Genomic DNA, 19,791 nt, shown 5'->3' with positions numbered 1-19,791 from the left:
ATGTTACCTGAGACAGAACAAGGCCGAGCAGATAGATATAAACAGTCGAGACAATGGCGCAAATAACACAGAATTACCATGCTTTCCATACTGACCTTCGCACTCCTCGCGTCTGCAGTTATTCTCGGAGTAGTTCTTTCCTCGGATAACTTGCTGGGAGTCTTCGCTGCTGGAATCGGTTTTTTTATTCTGTTTCCACTCGCCGTAATTTCGGCTCTCCTCAGCGTCGGGCTCTCTGCTTTGGGGGGCGTGCTTCCGGTGGCAGGTGAATACGGGGCTATACTTGGAACCTATGTCGATGGTGGCTACGGGTTTCCCGGTTTATATTACCTCATTGGAAGTGCAATTTTATGCTTTATTGTCATTTTCCAATACGGCGACGAAGACGCCGAGACAGATGAAACATCTGCGAAAACCGATGACACGACAGATACGAGTGGCACCGATTCGGCCGGTAGCGAGATTAGAGATTTGACTGATCTCAGTGGGATCGGCGAAGAGACCGCAGAGAAACTCTCTGGGGCAGGATTCGAAACAGTCGAACACATCAGCGCGGCAGATCAAGACCAGATCCAGTCCGTTGAGGGTGTTAGCACTGCACTGGCGGCCCGTATCAAGGCCGAAACCGACGATATTGAAGTCAGCGACGAAGTCGACGCAGACGTTGAAGAAAAAAGAAAGAAAACTCAGCAACAGATACGACAGAACGAATATCAGAGGAAAATAGACTCTGTACGCTCGACTTTTGTCGACGTTGACACTCGTATTTCTGATACTAGGCTACAGCATGATTTAAATAAACTGGATGGTATCGAATCTCGGCTCGATTCCTTGGCACAGGAGTATTCTGACAGACACCAGACTGATGAAATCGACAAACTCCGAGAATCAATAAATAAAAAGAGGAAAGAAATTGAACAAGCACGAAAAATACAAGAGAAAATTCAGCCGATTCGTTCTGATTTGGATGATATTGAACATCTTGCTACCTATGAGAAGTTCGAAAAAGCTCACCAAAGGCTTGAACAACTCGATTCTGAAATTGAATCAGCAAAAGAAACCGCTTCCAAATATGACTTTGAAGATCTTCAGGATGAACTTGCGCAACTCAACCAACAACGGCAGGAGCAACTCGAAGAAATTAATAAGCGGCGAAAAATCAGACAGGAAGCGGAAAATACCAGTGACGAGTTAGAATCTGACGATCAGGAGAAATCTGAATCGGAGAGTCATGCAGGAGAAGATACCTCCAAAACGACCGGTACCGAAGGGGTCGACAAGCAGTTAGAAGCAGAGAAAGAAGCAGTCGGATCGCATATAGAAGACGCCCTGTCTGCGCCGTTTCGTGACCCCGAATCGACGCGAAAACAATTAATCCAGGGTCACAAGATGATGGCTGAGCTAGCCGAGAGTGCAGCGGAGAACGAACGCGAGGACATATTAGAATCCGCTGAGAGATCGCTTGGTGAAATTGAAGACCAACTTGAAGCGTTATCGGAAGCAACTGACTCGCTCACATCTGCACGGTCACGCGTTCCGCCTGACAAAGAACCATCTGATTCGATGTCAATCTCCACACTGGAAGCAGCTCGTGTATCATACACTTCTGCGATCGATATCGCGGATGAAGCAGGGTTTGATACCGAAGGTCTGGAAAACGAGCGTAGCGATGTTGTCGCAGCAATTGAGCGTCGTGACGAAAAAGCAGCCGACCAGTCGGCTGATGACGATGATCAGGAGAACACACAGTCGTCCCCAACACAAGAAGAAGCCTCACCGCAAGAGGATGGAAGCACTACCAGTCTCACTGACTTGACCGACGAGTTGCGTAGGGTCGATTCCGCAACTAATGGATATCCGAAGCCAGCTGCTCTTCGGATACATGGTAGATTAGAACCAGATCAATATTACGAAGTATTCGGTTCGTGGGACGAAGCGCTGGAAGCAGCAGGGATCGATAAAGAACAGCGGCTCCTTGACGTCCTCCGTCGCGTCGCAGAGAAAGTCGATGGGGTTCCGGATAAGGCCGATGTTGACAAATATGTTAACAGCGGACACTCTTCGGACGTTTATTCCAAGATTTTCGGAAGCTGGGATAACGCACTCACAGAGGCTGGTGTAGACGACTCTGGAGCAGCCGGTACCAGTGAAACAGAGACTGATACTTCGGCTAAACCAGACGCTAATGCAGACGAACTGGAACGCGAGCAAGAAAGCGATTCTACGGACGATGCTCATCGGGAGGAACTCATCGCTGAGTTACAGAAGCTCGATGATAAATGGAACAGTATCGACAGGAAGCTACTGTATTCGGTTAGTGACTATCACCCCGACGATTTTCTTGATGTGTTCGGCAGTCTGGATACAGCGATGGATGAAGCTGGCATCGGCGAATCCCGTAGCGAGGAGTCTGAGTCGGTGCAGGATGAGGCTGGTACTTTATACAGGTTGGAGAGTGATTCGGGGATGGACACTGATGAACTGACTAAAGCTGATTATATCGAGGCTATCAAAGAGTATGCTGATTCGACAGACCAAGTAGTGAAATCTACCGATGTCAGTGAACAGAGTCCGTATTCGGTACAAGAGATGGTTCAAGCTTTCGGAACATGGCAGGAAGCCCTTGACGAAGCCGATGTCGACAACGATCGGCGTCTCCTGCAAGAGCTTCGCCGTGTTACCGACAAGCTTGGACACAAACCGAGCACGACGGAGATGAACAAGCACGGCCATGTGAGTGCTACAATGTATGCGGACTACTTTGGGACATATACAGATGCGGTATCGGAGGCGTTTTCTACCGAGGGTGGTTCCGTAAACCGAGGTGCAGACGGAACAGGAGAAGACGACTCGGGGGCAGCAGATACCAGGGTAACGGTGACTGAGTCCTCAGATGATTCAGACAATGAGGCGGACGAACGACATGGCGGAAAGGAATCGGACTCCTCTGATCAAATGCGTCGGGAGGAACTCATCGCTGAGTTGCAGAAGCTCGATGGTAACTGGAGTCATATTGATACGAAACTATTGAATTCCGTCAGTGACTATGCCCCGGCCGATTTTCGTGATGTGTTCGGCAGTCTGGATACTGCGATTGACGAGGCTGGTGTCGGTGCAACCCGCAGCACAGAGTCGATGCTAGATGTGATCGAACGGATCGCAAAAAAGCTCGGACGCGCTCCGAAGGCAAACGAGCTTCCTGAAGACTGCAAGTACTCACAGTATGACTACCGCACTGAATTCGGGAGTTGGGACGAGGCACTGGAGGCTGCTGGAATTGACAGAGAGAAGTCGATGCTAAAGGAAATAGAACAGGTGGCAGAGAAACTCGGCCGCGTTCCCAGTACCGGTGATATAGAGAAACATGGAGCGTACTCAAGTGGGGACTATTCGAAGTATTTTGATTCCTGGAGTGTTGCACTGAAACGGGCTGGGCTAAACCAAGACCCCGACTCCGGTTCCTGCAGCCATGAAAGAGAGGCGATGCTCAAAGTCGTTCGACACTTGAATAACCGGCTGGGGCGCGCTCCAAAGACAACTGAACTCCCTGAAAATTGCGGGTATTCTACCAACGATTTTTATGAAGAGTTTGGGAGTTGGGACGAGACACTGCAAGCCGCCGGTATCAACAAAGAGCAAGACATGCTGAACGAAATCCAACGAGTGGCAGAGAAACTTGGACGCATTCCAAATACAGATGACATGAATGAACATGGGGCTTATTCATCGTATTCGTCATACTTCGACTCGTGGAGCACAGCACTCGAAAAATCTGGAATTAAAAAGGAATTTGCGCAGAACACCGAAAAAGAGCGTGAGGAAAAAATTGAGATACTCCAATCTCTTCATCGTCGTCTTGACCGACCTCCGAAGGCGAGCGAGCTTCCTGAAGAGTGCGAGTATTCGCGGTACGACTACCGCACTGAATTCGGGAGTTGGGATGAGGCGCTTGAAGCCGCTGGGATTGATAAAAAACAGGCGCTACTGGATGATATAAAACGGATAGCAGAGAACCTCGGACATGTTCCTAATTCCACCGATATGGATGAGCATGGAATCTACTCTTACTCGTACTATTCGTCATACTTCGGCTCTTGGGGCGAGGCACTCGAAGCTGCAGACCTCTCATCTGTGGATACGAACACTGCCTCGGAGCAAACCTCTAAACCTCATTCGGGCACTAGTTGGTCCTCTTCCTCGACGCCGGCAGCAAGTTCGAATCAACTCCAGTCTACCGCATTGGATACGTCGTGGGAAACGATTCCCGCCAATGAGCGGATTGATTCACAGTTCTTGATTCAGGTCGCTGACGTTGACAAACGAGTCGGGAATCAAAAGACAGCACAGCTGGATGTCCGGGATCAGAACGGGCGAGAGATCAAGATGAATATCTGGTCGAAGCACAACATCGACCGGGATTGGACAGAAGGGGAATGGTACGCTCTTGAGAATGCACGTGGGAAAGTATGGGAGTCAAATGACGGAACAACGCGGAAACAACTCAGCAGTACCAAAGACCTCAACGTCATCGAACTCGGCCCGGACTTCACTCCGAACACTGCGTCTACTGAAGACACGTCGGAAACTGCATCTGAGACCGAAAAGTCGGGAGCGACCACTGATGAAGTCGTATCCAAGAGCAATACTGGACGTTCAACGGTCAACGAAAGAAACGCAGTAACAAACAATAAAAGTCCCAGCCTGTCGGAACTCTGGATGGAATTCCAGCGCGTCGCTGAACGTCTTGGTCATTTGCCTAATTACAACGAATTCGATAAAATGGCTAATTATAGTGGCGGGCACCTCACCAGTCGCGTCGGCACATGGGAAGAGGTCAAAGAATCTTACCGAGACTGGGCCACAGAGACTGGACAGGACCCGGTTACAACTGCGACAGAATCCAAAGAAGAGAGTGAGATGGGGGGCATGGATGCATGCAAAACTGAGACGTCACCAGAGGAGGGGGACACTGAATCTGGTGGGATACTGGGCGAGATCTCCGAAGAGTTTGACGACCTCTGAAGGGATATTACTCACACCACCTAATTGTCTCAGAGCATAGGATTACCAACAGTCGGCTGTGAAGTCCTTTTGGCCAACGGTGGATAAGATGTGCAAGACAGTAACATGCTGTCGGTCGATAGTGAGGGCGAGCATACGCGGTTGTTCTCTGGCGGACGTGATCTTCATATAACCTGATCTTGCGTGCCATAGAAATGCTCACCGCCGATTTGTTGCGATGCAAAACGGGTGGAAGAAACATGCTGGACTGAGTATGAATATAGAAGACAGTGCAAGACATAGATTATAGAGGTTAGCACAGCACTTTCGTTCGTATTTGTTTACACTAATGTATATTAATATACCGTTGGATTCCATTTACAACCGTATGAGCAATGGAACCGGCGATGATGAACTGGAGGAAATAATGAGCTCTTTCGATTCTGAAATGGCCCAAAAAGATGAAAATTTGGAGGAAGCTGAAACGTCCGATAATCAAGACAAGTTATCGAAAGAAGACTTGGAAGAACAGTTCGACGGAGAGTATGTTGCGTCACCAACTGGAAGTACACAACATCTCGTTGGAGTTGATGATTCCCAGACCTTATGCAAAAAAGATCTGCGTGAGAAAGAATGGCCACAAAGTAGTGAACCGGGGCCATTCAATCCAATCTGTAGGGACTGTAAATCGGTATTCGCTGGGCCAGCAACACCCACGAATGAGGCGGGGCTGGGATCACTAAACGAGCTTCGAAACTGGTTTGCTGAAAGAGTCGATGTAGAATCTGCTAAGGAAACCAGCGATAGTAAGGCTCTGACAAAAGCCGAACTTCAGGTTGTAGTTAAATATATTCAGTCACTTGAATCGGACAATAACCACGAATTGTGACCGTTGATATTTCTCAAAATTTTATTTTTAAAAGCGAATTGAACCGTCCACCAGTAACCATGTCTAGCACGGGAATTTGGTGTCAGCACCCCAACAGTTGTGACAGTCAGGGGTGTTGTATACGCGCGTTCTATCTTGCACGAGAGTCATGAATAGACTTGGATCGACAGAGGGTACGAAGCTTTCTATGACACACTGTGACCTGCTCGCAGGTGGGGTACGGGTCAAGAACGATTTGGGGCGTAATGGACATCGCCACATCATGCTCGCGGTCAAGACACTTGAGGCGGTTTCTTAATCGGATATCGATGCTCTCCTCTATCGTGGTTTTTGATGGTCAGGAGCCTTGTTTTGCCGCTGAATGATTTGTACTGGAGTCGTCGAAAGTGATTATTGAGCGGTGTACAGTTCACTGCAGTTTATCGATTTAAATACCGTGGACCTTCTGGAGAGAATGAGAGTTGGTACGGGGCAGGGACACTGCCCTGGTCAGACTGAGATAAAATACATAGTTTAGGGCACTTCCGCCGGCATGGCCGGTACGGCTTGATGGCATCATCCAATCAATACTCCACCCGAGTCACCCGTAAGAAATCAACCTTCAGTAATCACCAGGCAGATAGCCAAAAGACCGCAGCCCGGACTGAAAAGCTCCCGTCAGCAGAAACGTTCGATACTTCAGAGGGCTGTATCGAGTGTGGGGAATCGGCGTTCGCAAAGAGTGCCGTCGGCGAATGGTACTGTCGAAAATGCGGCACAATACACTCAGATTCTGAGATTGAATTTACTGAGCCTGGCTGGAGGCCACGAAATGAGCGTCGGACCGGTGCAGCGGGTCCTGTATCACAGGTGACTGTCGGGACGAAGATCGGGTATAGTAATAATCATGCCGGCGGGCGATGGGCACGGCACAATAATCGATTACGGCATGACAAGGAGACGCTCCGCCATGGTCTCAAAGAAATTCGTGCAGTTGCAGCCGGGCTTGAGGCCACTTCAACAACGACGAAACAGGCTGCGCATTTATATCGACGAGCAGCGGACAATGGCCACCTCATTGGTCAGTCCATTGAGGCCATGGCTGCAGCATGTGTCCACGCAGTCGCACGCAAGAACAACATCCCTTTCCCATTAGACCAAGTGGTCGAGGTTTCACCTGTCACGTCGAGTGATATCCGGTCCGCATATGGGAAACTTGCCCACGAGCTCAAAATAAGCTTGGCACCTCCGACCCCAATAGACTTCATTGAACGGGTCGGAACGGAGGCTGATCTATCTCAGCCAGTCCGTCGCCGTGCACGGGAGATCGCAGTCAAACTTGTTGATAACCAAGCTCATGTGGGCCAGAGTCCGACAGGAGTCGCGGCTGCGATGCTCTACGGAGCAGCACAGGAGTATAACGTGGAAATTACGCAGGAAGAACTCGCCAAGGCAGCTTGGGTAAGTCCAGTTACACTCTCCCGACAGTGGCAAACTGTTCGAGAGTGTCTGAACGATATTTGATATTATTTCGTTTCGGTGAAAGGCTGGCGCCCAACCCGCCAGCCAGTCTATCAGAAAGAGCCTTGTTTATATATTGAAAAACTGAATGAGTTTTAGAGTATTGTCATTTTGAAGAGTTCGTGTTGCAAGAGCTATTTTTATGTCATCTGATCCCTGAATATGTCGTGATTTGATAAAGATGTCGTGATCATATCTTTGTCGGCTCTTCCTTAATCTGGTGAAACAACTATCCAATATATGATATGGAAGATGTCGGAGTGCTGAATATAGAGTGTATAGTCAGCAGCGATTTTGATCCCAAGAATCTACAAGAACGAGCCAGTTTGTTGCGTGGAGCTCTCGAAGATTGGGAAGCAAATAAAACCGTATATTCGTAAGAAGGGTAAATTGTTGTGACGGTAATCAATATAGATGAACTCAACAGAGGGGAGATAACATACCTGGTTAGTGAAAGTATTGCTGACCAGACTGACGCCGATATCTGTGAGTTACCCCCTCTGCACGAAACCATCGACCCAGACGCCCTCGATACCTTCCTTCGGTGTTCAAACAGCACAGACGCACATCCCGAGCGGTCGGTTGAGTTGTCGTTATGGTGAATTCCGTGAACTCGTCCTGATGTGTGCGGTTCAAAACATCAAGCAATCTCTGAAACAGTGAAATCAAACTATGTTTGGCGATTCACCACTGCCAAAAAAGAGTTCTTGGGAGTAATTGCGGTGCGTCACGACTGACCCCGACTCAAATAGGATACCCCGGTGTCCATTCTGCTGATAGCATTTCTACCAACAGGTCACTGTCTGACCTGTTGAATTGAACGCTGACTGCACGTACTATATTCAGTCGATTAGTCCGAAGGAACGCGAACGGTCAACTGCCCGATCGCCGGGAGGGAGCGCAGCGACCGTGGGACAATCCTGTTTGCAGTGGCGGTACTAGCGTCCCCGAGCACCGGCGAGCACCCGTCTCGGAGCGCAGCATGGTATGGCGTTTCGTGGCCGGCGCGAGCGGTTCCGCATCGGGACTCTCTTGCCCACACCACAGCGAGCGGTGAGTCAGAAATTCCGACGATTTATTCGGCGCTCTCGATCGGACCTGACTGCTTCCTCAACCCGGTCTTCCAGCCCTTCAAACTCATTCGTATCAATCTCAGTCGACTCGCCTTCGTCACCCTCGTCATCGTCTGCTGGCTTTAGATTGAACGTCAACCGCTGCAGAATTTCATAGACCATGCTCGCCTTTCGTTCAAACATACCCTCATACGTCCAGGACCGATCAACCCGTTCAGCGGCGTCATTGTCCCAGTCAGAGGAATCGTCTTCAAGCGTTTCAAAATCCTCCGGCCTCATTTCGATGTGTGAGGAAGCAGCGAACGCAGAATCTTCGCCACCGTTGAAGAAGTCGTTCACAACCACAGCCAAATAATCGTCTTTTGTATATATCGGCAACTTCTTCGAGAGGAGGTCATTGCTGGCATCTAGATTATCGGCGTCAAGCAAAAACAAGAGATTCCCAATGTCATCGATGAAGCGCTTATCGATTTCATCCTGAATCGTTTCAATCTCGTCAATATCTACATCATCACTGAGGGCATCCGAATCAAGGTCTCCGTTCTTGAGCGAAGGGACATCTTCGTCGATTAGCGTCTGGACGGATGCTGTGATATCCGAATCCTCGTCTGTTGCATCTGTTCGGAAGAAGTATTCCAGCCACGCATACGCACCCGGGTCGTCAGCAGCTGCGGTTCTATTTGCAGTGTCTGAAATTGGCGTCTGCGGAAGAATATGCTCGATTTGAACCTCAGAATAATCACGAATATCGCGACCAGGATCAACCTCTTCTTGCAAGTATCGGCTTGTCGCGCGCTGGAAAATGCATTGAGCTAACTCACCGGATGTCCACGCCCGGTTTTTGACCATATGATAAATCAACCCATCTTCAAACAGGTCTTCAGCTTTATTGCTCGTCGCATCAACCAAATCGGACACGAGTTTCGAGCTATCGAATTTGGAGTCTCCATTACGGTCCGCAAACTCCTGTACTGTCGTCACATATACTCCCTCAATTGCTTCCCCGCTGCGGTCACTCACCGATTGACGCAACGTGAGAACTTCGATGGCATCAACGACATTATACAGGAAATCACCGATATCATCTTCTTCGTAGGAATCGGGTGCTTCCTCGTCTAACTGCATATAGACATAGGGCGCTAGTGCGTACCACTGAGTTGCACCTATTCGATTGCCGACTCGGTCAAGCATCCGCTTGACTTCTTTGCGGTTGTCATCGTCAATCGCCCTGTCGAAATGGCTCAGCTCTGCGTCCCGAATGTCAGTATAGTACTTTGAATACTCGGCCACTCTCGAAACGAGACCAGTAGCGCCGTCTTTGGTGAGTCGGGGGGTGATGTCAGAGTCATCAGACGTCGATCGGTCAAATACCTGCATGACGGCCTTTCCAGCGTCTGTTACATCGTTGACCGAATCTTCGATGGCTGCAACGAAATATTTCAACATCTGCTCGATATCATCCTTGTCACCATCGAACCGGGCAAGTGTGTCGCGCCACTCATCCATAGTCCCTGCATCATCTTCCCCAACAAGTCGGTGTTTGATCCGCGCCCGGATCTTGTCAACATTATGTAATTCTTTGCCTTTATCGTTGATTGACTGGAAGATATCGAGTCGTAGGTCGGGATTCGGCTCTGTGATCAAACAGCGATCGACAGTAATTGCATGCAAAATGTATGCCGCAAAATTCATTGTGACATTCGCACGCTGGGTAAGGTCACCGTTTGTCAAATCGTCGTGGAGCTCTTCGATGAATCCGTACGATTCTTTATACGCCTTAAAGAGACGTTCGTGTGAGGTTTCATATCGTATCCATTCGTCCAGTTTGTTATCCGCATCGTCGTCTTCATGGCTCCCGGCGAACGCATCTATTTCCTTAAGATTAATCCTCCTCACTCCTGGGATTGGGTCCTGTATTTTGTCGATAATCTCGCTCACCTTACGAGCCCGGGGGTACATATTGTGAGTTACCCCGTCGTTGTTCGCTATCTTCTCTAACAAGATATCACGGACTGACGTATGCCAGTTTTCAGGGTATGCAGCTAACGCGGTGAAATAATCTCTATCCTCTGAATTCAACGTCACAGACGGGTCTGTCCCGCTGAATGCTTTACCGAGCTGGACCTTGACATTGGTCAAGCTGCTTTCGAGGTCGATTTCTCCCTCGTCACCAGCTTCAGTTTCAAGACTCTTACAGTAGTCATAAAGCGCCTTCAACAGCAGTTGGAAGGTCGCGAATCGTTGCTGGCCATCAACAATATCCAATTTATCATACTCGGACTCCTCACCAGGCTCCGCAATGTAGACTGCGCCCATATAGAGTCCTGCAAGCTCGTCACGGTCTTCCAGATCGTCGGGAAGTGGGGCCAGTTCCGTGAAACTGTCATTCAGCGTATTCCAGAAGTCACTTCGATTCGATGCTTCCCATGAATAGTTCCGCTGGTATTCAGGAACGCGAAATTCACGTGAGTCAATAACCTGATACCATGATTCTTCCTGAATATCTAATGCTTCTCTTATAGTTACCGGAGATGTTTCAAATTCACCCAGTCGATAATCCTCATATAGTTGAGTCATGGCGAAGTAGTTCAGACCCGATGATAAAAATACCACCGTCTCCTGCGAGCACAGCACCGACAAACAGAAATGATTCTTTCCTTTGATAGATATCCGCGCTCCATCTTGCACTGGCCCACCCACCAATCTCCCGACAGATACCGCTGTTTCACTGTCTTCGGCAAGAGCCTCTTTGTCATTATTTTTTAGAATTTCGCCACACTTCGGTTGGTCTTTTGTTAAGATAGAAAGATTATTGTTTTAATTACGCAATCATATCGTATTTGAGGGAGTAGACAGCAGAAACCCTGTCTCTATTGTCGGTTAGCGTAGTATACAATAGAAACTCATGAGTGGGCCACAGCAGCATCCCGGAATCCTAAAAACTCCCTGTCTGGCCACTAAAATTCTCTTTCATCATACTCTTCGTGTATAGCTTCGAGAAGGGTCACAGCTCGGTCAAACCGATCGCCAACCGTGAGAGTCGCATTTTGCTTATTCCACTTGATTAGGCCAGCTGATTCGAGTTTTGGTACGTGATGATGATACAGGCGAATATGCCAGTCGACTTGTTGTTGTTCCTTTGGAGGCTTGAATTCAAATTTGATCGTATCTTTGTCAGCTTCTTCCAATCGCAAAATGATTTGTCGACGATGGTGATGGGATAATGCTTCAAGAAGGACGTCGAGTTCCTCAGGAGAGTAGGGTTTCACCGTAACTCACCCAATTCTATTCCGAGCTCAATCTTAACCCGCAGCAGTAAGCCAATCGGAGAATTTTGGACCAATTGTAGTATGTCCAGATTGTTTTGGCCTCCACCATAAGTAGGTATCACATGGTAACTTGGGGAAGAATCTTTACGGTTCATCTCACTCATCAAGAGAGATACGCTGATATAAATATGAAAAATATCATATTTTTAATATATTGCGTTAAATCAGAAAATGTAATCTATTTTAGTTCAATCGAATTAATAACTCTCGTCCGAATAATATCGGGGCGACACACAAGTTATAAGTTAACTTGATCGCAATTACAACTATGTCGTCCTTGTTAGTGCAGAGCTGTTCCCAATCGAAAATAAAGCCAGGTGAACCGGTTTCTGCACTAGAGTTGTACTCCGGGTTCTTTTATAAAATAATAAAGAAAGCACGTAGAGACAATGAGTTTGATTATAACATTGATTTGCGTATTCTCTCTGCGGAACATGGAATAATTCACCCAGATACTGAAATTGAGTGGTATGATCGGCGGATGGATAGAGCACGTGCGCAGGAGTTGGCACCTGCTGTTCAAAGACAATTGAAACAAATATCACCAGAGTATGATCATATCATTATCAATGCTGGAAAAACATATCGAGAGTCAGTAAAAGGCATAGGAGAAGAAATTGAACATGAAGTATATTATATAACGGGGAGTGGAATCGGAGACAAGGGGAATGTTCTCAAACGGTTGGTGCGAGGAATGACAGACGCGCAAACAGACCCAGCAATTATCAAGAATCCGTCTCAATAATGCCAAATCAACAATCGGTACCCGGTATGCAATTCGAGGTCGAGACAACCGCAGGTGATGCTCGGCTGGGTATACTCACAATTAACGGCGAGTCGTTATCAACGCCGAACCTATTCCCAGTCATGAACTTCTATGGCGGGGGAGCGAAGACGAGCGTCTATGGTGGGGGGATCCACAGAACGCTGAAAGAGTTCATGATCGAGGCAGATGCGGTCGGTGATGGCTCTTTTTCTGAATATTTCGACGCCACAATGACTTCTGTGTCGTCACTCACAGACTACAATATCAACAAAGACAGATATGATGATTACCTCGATAAGCCCATCAAAGAACGAGAAGCGTTCGAGGGGTTAGAATCTATCATATTCGCAGATTCGGGCGGATTTAAATTCTTAAATGACGGTGCCATTGATGGAAGTGACTTTGAAGTTGAGATGGATCAAGAAACCATCTATGAAATTCAAGAGGCATTTGGGGCTGACATTATTGTAAACTTAGACCACCCGATCGCACCTGATGATACTCATGATGACCGAATAAGGAAAGCAGAAAAGACAGCACAGAATATTCATAAATTCTTGACCGTCTCTCGTGAGTTCGAGGGCGCGAAATATCTGACTCTACACGGGTACAACTACTCGATGATGGATGAGTTTCTGGACGTGATTACAGACTCGGTGCCAGAAGGCGTCCTTCGAGAAGGATTCGATGGCATCGCACTGGGGAGCCTGGTTCCAAAAAAGGATAACCGAAGTGCGTTGATTCAAGCTGTGACTGACTGTCGGGAACTGATGGCAGACTGGGGGATGGGTGACTGGCCGTTACATGTGCTTGGAATCTCCAGTCGGGCAGCACCAATCCTCGCAGCCCTCGGAGCAGATACATTCGATTCGAGTACGCACATTCACAACGCTATCAATGGCAAATATTATCAATCGCTCATGGAGAGTACAATGATAGACGATGCCGACTTCTCTGAGTGTGATTGCCCGGTCTGCCGGTCAGATTTGTTGGTCGAACGAATGAATGGAAATGCTGAATACCAGAAGGATATCTCAGGGGCAGTAGCTATGCACAATCTCATCATCACAAAAAATGAATTACAGACAATCAGACAGTGTATTCGCGCAGATGGAACAGAGGCATTGGTCGATTACTTTGAGGACACATTCGGTGGGGACAAGACAATGCGACGATACGCACATCAAGTCGTAAATAAGTCGTTAGGAGGGTATTTTGCATGAAAAAATCACCGAAGGTCAACGAGGTCAATGAGTTTCTCGAGATTGCCAGTGACTTTGAAGATCCGCTCGAAGTACTCCGAGAGTCCCTCTCGAACTCGTACGATGCGGAGGCGACAGAGGTACAGATATCAATCTACACACGGCCATCCGGATCGGATATTATCATCGAGGATGATGGCCACGGGATGGATGAGCGGGACTTGGAATCATTCTTTGACCTTGGTAACTCTCAGAAAACTGATTCAATTGGATACAAAGGCCACGGAACGAAAATTTTCTACAAAAGTGATCGAATAGAGGTAACGTCGAGACACGATGGGACCTCGTATCGTGCTGTGATGGATGAGCCGTGGGAAAAGCTCAACCGAAAAGAGTTGCCTGAATACGAACTAACAAAGAATACTGTCAGAAGTGGGAACTCAGGAACCAAGATCAAGATTACAAATTTCAGATCAGGTAAAGGGTTCGAAGCAGAGTCCTTCACCTATAATAAGATCCATCACTATCTGAAATGGAAGACGATCGCCGGCTCGACAGCTCATTTCTTTGGCGATGACGAGCGTGAGATGGAAATCACTGTCACGCTTGATGATGATATCGATGATACGAGGGACAAACTCGTCACGAATAATCGATTAGAGTTCCCTTCCGAACAGCTTGAACCAAGCGACGGGATGTATCCCGCTGAGCGGATGTGTAAGCATTACCCTGCGAAAGAGATCGATGTGGAGTACGAAAACGGGGAGACAACCCTACAAATTGTCGGATTGGTTGGTGGAAAGAAGACAAGAAACGAATTCCCAACGTACGGTCGCCACTCGGCGCAGTTTGGGATTTGGCTCGCTAAAGATCATATCAAGGTTGAGCGACTCAACGAAGCCATCTCACATGACAACGAGTACATTCACTTTTTCTTCGTCGCCAATTGCCAAGATATAGAACTCTCGGCGAATCGGGAGACGATCCGTAACAAATCGAGTTCTGTGTACCAGGCAATTAATAAAGAAATTGAGTATTACCTTTCTAAAGTAACCCAGGACCCATGGTTTAAATCCTACCTCGAAAAGCGGAAAGAAGGAAAACACCAACGAAAGACTGCAAAGCAACAGTCTTCGCTCAAGAAACGACGAGAAAAGGTCGAAAGCGATGGATTCACTCCAGAGAATACCGCCGAAGTGCTGATCGGGCTCGAACGAGCTGACCGCAATAACCACTCGCTCTCACTTTCGGTTGAAGATCACGACCCAACGGCAGACGTGGACACAATTATTAGACAGAATGGGCGGCTCCGAAATGCAACCGTGAACACTAGACTCACGGATCTCTTTGAGAATGATGCTCCCTTAGAGAATATTGATGTCGCCATTTGCTGGGATCTCGGAGACCCTGCAGAACTCAAAGAATACGAGCGAACGGGATATTTCGGTGGCGAAGTCGAATTACACTTATCGAATGGCGGGTTCGAGTATCGGAACGGTGATAGCCAATATATCGACATACTGCAGGTAGACGAATTGCTAACGGAACCGACCGCTACAAAACTGGACGATTAACAGCCAGAGTCGGGTGGCTACTCACCCGAGTAGGTGTCCAAGTAGTCAAGTAATTCGGCAATATTACTGTTCCTGAAAAACTCTGTGAGCTGTAGTGCCTGTGGATCTCGTGGGAACAACTCACCACGGCCGTAGGTCTCGAAGGCATCTTCGATGACCTGCCGGTACGTTTTGCTCGTCACATATCCAAGAATAACATCGAACTGATCACCATATGTTTCGAGATACTCGACTACTCTATCAGTGACTAATGCAATCTGATCCTCATCTTCCTTGGCAAGCACGTAGTCGTATTCAAGAACCGGTTGTTCACTCTCACAACCTTCCGGCACAGGCCCGTACATGCCTGAAATCGTAACTTTGTGTATATCATCGGTTCGGTTTCCTAACTTATTGTATAGAACGGAGTGGGTACGCGATTCCGAGTAGGGTTTGCGCTGGCTGCATGGAATGAAAAGAAGTACATTCTTGTCTGCAGGAAGTTCGTACTCGCGGGAGAAGATGTTGAAATCATTTGGGCTATGTTCGAGGGAGATTTGCTGTGTATCGTGCGAAGAATCGACACCAGCATTCCACTCTGACAACTTCACTTGATCGCTTGTGAGCGTTGAACCAGGAAGGAGGTCATACGCACCGATAGCCTCGATATCTTGCCGTAACGCCTTGTCACGTACTTGCGCCTGTTTGAGCCCCTTCATAATGTCATCGTGTTCACGGGCAAATTCGATGACGTACTCCAGTAATTGACCGTCTGAGATTGCATCACGAACATACTGCATTTCTTCGTTATATACTTCGAAGTTATGCCGTGCTAACAGTGCGTAGTAGTCACTTTTGATGGGTTCTCCATTGGCTTTGCGTTCCTGGACTTCGTCGTAGGTGAAGTCCCGACTCAGTTCCTCCATCAGTTTGTCGTACCCGACACTATCATCGGTACACAGTCGGCAGTTTGGCAAATCACACGGAAAGCTACCGTCTGATCGGAGATACTCCTCGAGATCTGCTAGTTCGTGGTGCGTCCATGTTTCTGGATGGAGATACTTTTTGTACCGCGCAGTTTGCATATGCGTTGAACAGTCAAATGAATCGACGCCCAATAACGAGAGAAGGCCAACCTGTTTTCCGCCAACACCGAAGACATGCAGTCCAATTTCATCAGCCCGGGCTTCTGGAAGCGCATCTTTGGCACCTTGGACGATATCAACAAGCACGTCTACACTATCACGTAATGGGACGAGGGAACCGATTGCGAAGCCTTCGAAGGTACTGTCTAGATCGAGTTTATCTACTCTGTCGATGAAGTTTCCGACATACCAGTTGACTGTTTCGTAGTCGTGTCCATGCAGAGCCACGTAGACAGCTGGCTCCTCACCATTGGCCTTCTGTTTCCGCAATTTGTCTGCTGCCTGGCTGTTAATCTCAAACCGCTCCTCGAGTAAATCCGGATTGTCCAGTATTTCTAAACACTCCACCGCGCTGTCGATACTTCGATTCATCCGCTCGATCTGCTCTTCTTCTTTTAATTTCGGAGGAATCGGATAATCTAGCGTTGCCACAATATCCGCGCCAAAATCAATCTGCAGTCCAAGAATACTTTTTGGGTCAGTATAGAGTCCCCACTCGTTCGGAACACCTCCTTTTTCAGGTGCTTCCCCGAAGGTGTTTGAGTTCATCAATTTGAAGCCGCCTGAATCTATGAACACCGGTGCGTCTAGGTCGTCAAACCGCTCGTGAAATGTCTGGTTTCGCCAAAAATCGTTGAGGTTGTCTGGAGAGACACCGTAGTCTGTGAAGCTCATTGCCTGGAACATTATCCCTTGGAGATGCTCCTTATCGATGAGTTTCTCACGCATCCGACGCCAGACTCCACCGGATTTCACGGTTGTCCCACCGATCATATTGACTACGGGAAACAGGGCAGGTGTTTCGACTGGACCGTGAGGGACATCCAGTTCCCCCAGTCGGCCATATCCGTCATCTCCAACTGTTTTCACGCGAAACGAGGCCATCGAATTAACCCTGAATACTGCAAGAGAGCAAATAGGCCCTTCGCTCTGGGATATACTATTTGTTACTAATCGTCGTTCGAAGCGTCCAATAATCTTCAGTTGGTATTAATTTATCTGTGGAATTTCCAGTGACATCGGGATGTAAAATCCCACTATGTCGAAGCATCATTTTATACTGGTAGACAGTTGTACTCTGGTATACACGAGTCGTCTCAAGTGCATCTGATGACAGCGAACCATCCTCTGTTAATACCTTGCTTCGAGCTTCAGAATTCCCCCTACAGAACAACTCTACTGTATACGCCGGACGCTTCTTGTGAAGACCCTGAACGAGTTCAGGGAGAGTTGGTCCTGCCTTTGGTCCATCGTTTGTTACTGAAGTCAGTTCTTCGATCGTCTCAACAATAAATGGCGTGGCAGGATGCCGGAAAAGGATATTTCTAGTGAGCTCTCCCCATCCCTCATGACGGTCGATTAAGTCCGTACGACTCCCCCTTCCCCCCCAATTCGACATCTCATCAAGTGACGCATGAATATCTCCATGTGTTCTTATTCCATACCTTACGACTTCTCTCCCCAATGGTGTGAGTTCAGGTTCACCCATTGGCCCTGTTTGTATCAGGCCGAGAGTCCGGGCCCCCTTTTTTCCTGCACTGAAACCAGATTTTGCGATTGTAGATTGGAAACTATTACGCATTTCACTATCAGCTGCGATAGCCAGCGGGATACCAAGGTAAGTTTTCGGGTGATTATAGTGAAATGACTGGTCGGCTACGCGTTGTGCACTTGCTCGCCAGCGAACAGCGTCTGCCGTCTCATCGCTGTCCACGCCTTTCGGAACTGGCGGTACTGAAATTGAAACTCCATCTGTATCAACACCTATCAATCCTATGTTCAAATCGCGTGCAAGCTGCTTTGCCTGTCCGGAAAGAGCCGTAGTCGGTATAGCAGCAATCGCGGCATTGCTTTCTGACAGTCGATCATGTGCTTTGAAAAGCGCATCTGTAACTGGGATATTAGTACCTCTGACATCTTTTGTCTCTCCTTTTGCCTCAACTGCAATTACCGGTACTGTATCCGGGTTGATATTAAATCCTTCAAGAAAATCTGGGGGTGGACCAGCTACTACCATGTCTGGATATCCAGAACCAATTCGGACATGATTAAATGGAGTGAGTATTTCCTTTGTTTCTTCATTAATTGGACCTGCATTTGGCCAACAATCTTGTTGGAATTGCGTATCAACGGTCGCATACTGAATGATATCTGAATTATCAGATGATCGTTTCGAAAAGATGGACTCCTTGGTTTTTGCCAAGACGGTAGGTTCACTCAGCATAGGGTTTCGTTCATCAAAGGTATATATTCATATATGTTTTTGCATATATTCTGAGATATACATAAATAAAATTATAATAACGGATATGAGAATTTCATCCAACAAGTTCCCAGAGAAGGGCATTCCCAACTTTTTGACTTCTGACTTCATTGTCTTTTTCAAGTGATTTCAATTTTAGATATGCGGTCCGGCGGTCACATCCAACATGATCCGAAATATCTGTGGTTCCAGCAGGGCCAATTTCATCTAAAGCTTCAAGAAAATCCGTTTCTGGATACTCTTCGGTAAATTTCCCACTATTTTCGTCACGGTCCCGATCGTCCATATTGGTGATGTGAGTACCGTTTCACAAAGGACTACTGGGTGCAATTCCATTAGTCAAACGTCCAAAGGTTTATGCCAATAGACACATGACTAATGGATGTGAACTCAGCCAAGGGGCGCTGATTGGTAGAAGTGCCCGGGTGTTGCAGCACCCAGGCTGGGTTCCAAACAACTGCCTAAGAACCCATGAAAGACTCAAAACTACAAAACAAAGAAGTTATCGACGATCGACTAATTGAAGATATATCACAAATCGAACAACTAGTGCTCGGGGAAGGGGCGGCGGTGTGTGAAGCCTGCGGTGAAGAACTGCGGGAATGCGATGCTGTTGTCGCGTTCGCCTTCCGGCCGGCCGACCAGCCGGCTTTCGAGGTCGGGCATGTCAAATGTACGGACTGTCGGCACGAGCCAACGGAATACGTTACGTTGGGCGTGCGCGAAATCGTACTGGATGGCCGTATCGGTACCTGCACAGACCAGGCAACACAATCGGCGTGGCCGGTCCTACTTAACCCACAACCACGTGCGGTGAGTCCGGCGGATACGACGACGATACAGCCACTGCCGGGAGCGACGTGGTATCGCCGTCCGATCGCGGCCAGTGACGTGTTCGCGGCTGTGGGTCGTGTGTCGGCACGCAAGCCCTGGCAGCGACCGGTGGTGCGGGCGCGTGAGACCGACCGTGATAGCACGCGCAAACCTGAACCAGAGTCGAAGAGTGACGACGCGACCGAAACACCCGATCATCGTACGCCTGCTGGCCGGTCGGGAGGTGCGCGCTGACG

The 19,791-nt window shown here is 48.1% G+C and carries 13 protein-coding genes and 1 pseudogene; 9 read left to right on the top strand and 5 right to left on the bottom strand.

Features of this window, described 5'->3' with window-relative positions; translation table 11 throughout:
• Positions 1-78 precede the first annotated feature (78 nt).
• The 4 genes from EOW68_RS16265 to EOW68_RS16250 all read left to right on the top strand — a co-directional run bounded on the left by EOW68_RS16265 (position 79) and on the right by EOW68_RS16250 (position 7,992).
• On the top strand, positions 79-5,022 hold the full coding sequence (locus EOW68_RS16265; protein WP_128226221.1) for a homing endonuclease associated repeat-containing protein: 4,944 nt from the start codon (positions 79-81) through the stop codon (positions 5,020-5,022).
• 367 nt (positions 5,023-5,389) lie between these two features.
• A complete protein-coding gene (locus tag EOW68_RS16260) occupies positions 5,390-5,890 on the top strand; it encodes a hypothetical protein (RefSeq protein WP_128226220.1) in 501 nt (166 codons plus the stop codon).
• A gap of 549 nt (positions 5,891-6,439) precedes the next feature.
• On the top strand, positions 6,440-7,393 hold the full coding sequence (locus tag EOW68_RS16255) for a transcription initiation factor IIB (RefSeq protein WP_128226219.1): 954 nt from the start codon (positions 6,440-6,442) through the stop codon (positions 7,391-7,393).
• A gap of 392 nt (positions 7,394-7,785) precedes the next feature.
• Positions 7,786-7,992 carry a HalOD1 output domain-containing protein gene (locus EOW68_RS16250; protein ID WP_431359003.1) on the top strand — a complete coding sequence of 69 codons (207 nt, stop codon included), beginning with the start codon at positions 7,786-7,788 and terminating at the stop codon, positions 7,990-7,992.
• 456 nt (positions 7,993-8,448) lie between these two features.
• Here EOW68_RS16250 and EOW68_RS16245 read toward each other — a convergent pair whose 3' ends face one another.
• Together EOW68_RS16245 and EOW68_RS16240 are read right to left on the bottom strand one after the other, a co-directional pair.
• Entirely contained in the window at positions 8,449-11,151 is a 2,703-nt protein-coding gene (locus EOW68_RS16245) for a DUF262 domain-containing protein (protein WP_128226218.1), read from the bottom strand.
• A 269-nt stretch (positions 11,152-11,420) separates the two neighbouring features.
• Entirely contained in the window at positions 11,421-11,732 is a 312-nt protein-coding gene (locus tag EOW68_RS16240) for a DUF7344 domain-containing protein (protein WP_128226217.1), read from the bottom strand.
• 328 nt (positions 11,733-12,060) lie between these two features.
• Between EOW68_RS16240 and EOW68_RS16235 the strand changes: the two genes are divergently transcribed.
• From EOW68_RS16235 to EOW68_RS16225, 3 genes are read left to right on the top strand one after another with little or no spacing between them, the layout of a single operon-like run.
• The gene (locus tag EOW68_RS16235) at positions 12,061-12,537 is read left to right on the top strand and encodes a DUF6884 domain-containing protein (protein WP_128226216.1); all 477 of its coding nucleotides are present in this window, start codon (positions 12,061-12,063) and stop codon (positions 12,535-12,537) included.
• Between the two features lie 26 nt (positions 12,538-12,563).
• The gene (locus EOW68_RS16230) at positions 12,564-13,781 is read left to right on the top strand and encodes a tRNA-guanine transglycosylase (RefSeq protein ID WP_431359002.1); all 1,218 of its coding nucleotides are present in this window, start codon (positions 12,564-12,566) and stop codon (positions 13,779-13,781) included.
• Entirely contained in the window at positions 13,778-15,334 is a 1,557-nt protein-coding gene (locus EOW68_RS16225) for an ATP-binding protein (protein WP_128226215.1), read from the top strand. The genes EOW68_RS16230 and EOW68_RS16225 overlap by 4 nt, the downstream gene beginning before the upstream one ends.
• Before the next feature lie 17 nt (positions 15,335-15,351).
• On the opposite strand, the gene EOW68_RS16220 is transcribed toward EOW68_RS16225, so the two are convergent.
• The 3 genes from EOW68_RS16220 to EOW68_RS16210 form a co-directional block, all read right to left on the bottom strand.
• Positions 15,352-17,343, bottom strand: a complete 1,992-nt coding sequence (locus tag EOW68_RS16220) for a tRNA-guanine transglycosylase (protein WP_128226214.1) — start codon at positions 17,341-17,343, stop codon at positions 15,352-15,354.
• A gap of 55 nt (positions 17,344-17,398) precedes the next feature.
• Positions 17,399-18,682, bottom strand: a complete 1,284-nt coding sequence (locus tag EOW68_RS16215) for a hypothetical protein (RefSeq protein ID WP_128226213.1) — start codon at positions 18,680-18,682, stop codon at positions 17,399-17,401.
• A gap of 94 nt (positions 18,683-18,776) precedes the next feature.
• Positions 18,777-19,007, bottom strand: a complete 231-nt coding sequence (locus EOW68_RS16210; RefSeq protein ID WP_128226212.1) for a transcriptional regulator — start codon at positions 19,005-19,007, stop codon at positions 18,777-18,779.
• Positions 19,008-19,192: 185 nt separating this feature from the next.
• Here EOW68_RS16210 and EOW68_RS19105 point away from each other — a divergent pair.
• Both EOW68_RS19105 and EOW68_RS18925 read left to right on the top strand, forming a co-directional pair.
• Positions 19,193-19,486: pseudogene (locus EOW68_RS19105) on the top strand (DUF8112 family protein); the annotation flags it as partial.
• A 48-nt stretch (positions 19,487-19,534) separates the two neighbouring features.
• Entirely contained in the window at positions 19,535-19,789 is a 255-nt protein-coding gene (locus tag EOW68_RS18925) for a hypothetical protein (RefSeq protein WP_431359000.1), read from the top strand.
• The last annotated feature ends 2 nt before the right edge of the window (positions 19,790-19,791 follow it).

It is taken from the genome of Halovenus amylolytica (assembly GCA_004015825.1).
Lineage (GTDB): Archaea > Halobacteriota > Halobacteria > Halobacteriales > Haloarculaceae > Halovenus > Halovenus amylolytica.
Note: the sequence above shows the minus strand (reverse complement) of the source record. Positions and strands in the feature narration are given on the sequence as shown.

Excerpts from the sequence above, each read along its gene's own strand:
- EOW68_RS16210 (WP_128226212.1), bottom strand. The coding sequence starts at position 19,007 with ATGGACGATCGGGACCGTGACGAAAATAGTGGGAAATTTACCGAAGAG.
- EOW68_RS16260 (WP_128226220.1), top strand. The coding sequence starts at position 5,390 with ATGAGCAATGGAACCGGCGATGATGAACTGGAGGAAATAATGAGCTCT.
- EOW68_RS16215 (WP_128226213.1), bottom strand. The coding sequence starts at position 18,682 with ATGCTGAGTGAACCTACCGTCTTGGCAAAAACCAAGGAGTCCATCTTT.
- EOW68_RS16230 (WP_431359002.1), top strand. The coding sequence starts at position 12,564 with ATGCAATTCGAGGTCGAGACAACCGCAGGTGATGCTCGGCTGGGTATA.
- EOW68_RS16235 (WP_128226216.1), top strand. The coding sequence starts at position 12,061 with ATGTCGTCCTTGTTAGTGCAGAGCTGTTCCCAATCGAAAATAAAGCCA.
- EOW68_RS16220 (WP_128226214.1), bottom strand. The coding sequence starts at position 17,343 with ATGGCCTCGTTTCGCGTGAAAACAGTTGGAGATGACGGATATGGCCGA.
- EOW68_RS16265 (WP_128226221.1), top strand. The coding sequence starts at position 79 with ATGCTTTCCATACTGACCTTCGCACTCCTCGCGTCTGCAGTTATTCTC.
- EOW68_RS16255 (WP_128226219.1), top strand. The coding sequence starts at position 6,440 with ATGGCATCATCCAATCAATACTCCACCCGAGTCACCCGTAAGAAATCA.
- EOW68_RS16225 (WP_128226215.1), top strand. The coding sequence starts at position 13,778 with ATGAAAAAATCACCGAAGGTCAACGAGGTCAATGAGTTTCTCGAGATT.